We start from the raw sequence: 1,648 nt of genomic DNA, 5'->3' as shown, positions 1-1,648 counted from the left end.
TAAAAATTCCTTCCTTTTGAGAGACGATTTATTCATTATACGCTCTCTTAAAAGTTGTCTCAGGAATCAGCTTACATCCATCTATTATAAACCAAATCTTAAGTCTAAAAATTGATTTGTTATTTTCTTAGGTATATGAAGCCATTAGATTAACGTTTATCTTTGTATTTTTCTGGATCGGAACTTTTTAATTACTTATCCAAAATGCACTAACCTCTATTAGTTTTATTTCCATATATCTGTTATTTCACTCCTATTTAAATTTTTTCTTCACTGCCCTGCTTATTTAATGAGAAATTTATCTATACACACTGAATTTCTTTCGATACCGAATAAAGGTTGTCCGCTTAATCCCAGTATTTCGGGACACATCAATGTCACTCATGCCAGCTCGATAAAGCTTAAAAGCATGTTGCAAGCGGGGATCGTCTTGGGTGTATTGGGGTTTGCGCCCATGATATTTGCCTTGTTGTTTAGCCAGGGCAATGCCTTGTTGCTGACGTTCGATGATCCACTTACGTTCACTTTCCGCCTGGTACTTATACAATTCAATGATGAGGTTAGTCATAAGTTGACGCAAATTAGGGTCAGTAATTCCAGTCATGGACGGCAAATTTAACACATCTAGGGTGGCACCCTTATTTTGAATGGTGTTCATGATCTTAGTTAAATCCAGGTTGTTTCTGCCTAAGCGATCTAATTCAGTGACCATTACAATATCACCCTCACGAATATAGGCCAGCATTCTTTGCAGTTCTGGCCGATTAGTGTTAGCCCCACTTAATTTATCCGTAAATAATTTATCAACGTCTTTTAAAGCCGCTAACTGTCGATCTAAATGTTGCTCCTTAGAACTCACACGCGCATAACCGATTTTAGCCATTTCCAATTCTCCTTTTGGGCAGTTCTAATGAACACTTGTAATTCCTAGTATAGCACAGAAATAAAAAAGACCACTAGGGTATACCCTAGTGGCCGTTTTTGATCCATTATCAATGGCTTTTTAAATTAGGGCCTAGTACTTTTGGAATGGAAATACTTTCCAACACCAAAAATTCTAGACCCAAATAAATTTACCTACGGGTTATTTATCAATTAACTTTGATAGATAATAACCAACTACAAATCCTAAAGTATTAGCAAGCACGTCATTTATATCTACCCAACGATGTGTTATTGCCAAATTGTCTGTTATAAATTGAATAAATTCGATAGTGAATCCAATAAGGATTCCAGTTGTAATCACATGAGAAATTTTGAATTTGGGAGAGAATAAAATATAGGTAAATATTCCTAAGGGACAAGTTATAATGATGTTTAGCCAGAATCCTAATTGATCTAATTCTTGAAAGGGAATGTAAGCAACTGGTGCCTTACCAATCATCATAAAGCTAATAGCTTGATTTGACGGTGGCAATTTAATAGGTAAGGTTGGGCTAAAACATAAAAAACAAATTGATAAGGCTGAAATTCCTAATAATACCCAGGCAAATAATTTTGAAATATGGTTAATAATTCATCATCTACTTTCATTATTAATTGAATTAAAAATATTGAGAGTGTAAATTATCTTGTGTAAATGCATAAAAGATTTCTGAATTGTATAGAAATAGGGAATGCCTTCCCTTATGATATTTAGTAACCACAG

The 1,648-nt window shown here is 34.3% G+C and carries 2 protein-coding genes; both read right to left on the bottom strand.

Annotated elements, in window-relative coordinates; translation table 11 throughout:
* Positions 1-298: 298 nt before the first annotated feature.
* Positions 299-883, bottom strand: coding sequence for a recombinase family protein (locus KTE19_RS13555; protein WP_217342506.1), 585 nt, complete (start codon positions 881-883; stop codon positions 299-301).
* A gap of 201 nt (positions 884-1,084) precedes the next feature.
* On the bottom strand, positions 1,085-1,456 hold the full coding sequence (locus tag KTE19_RS14385; RefSeq protein WP_275041113.1) for a VanZ family protein: 372 nt from the start codon (positions 1,454-1,456) through the stop codon (positions 1,085-1,087).
* Positions 1,457-1,648: the final 192 nt, after the last annotated feature.

Source organism: Lentilactobacillus dabitei (genome assembly GCF_019061365.1).
Taxonomy (GTDB): Bacteria; Bacillota; Bacilli; order Lactobacillales; family Lactobacillaceae; genus Lentilactobacillus; species Lentilactobacillus dabitei.
Note: the sequence above shows the minus strand (reverse complement) of the source record. Positions and strands in the feature narration are given on the sequence as shown.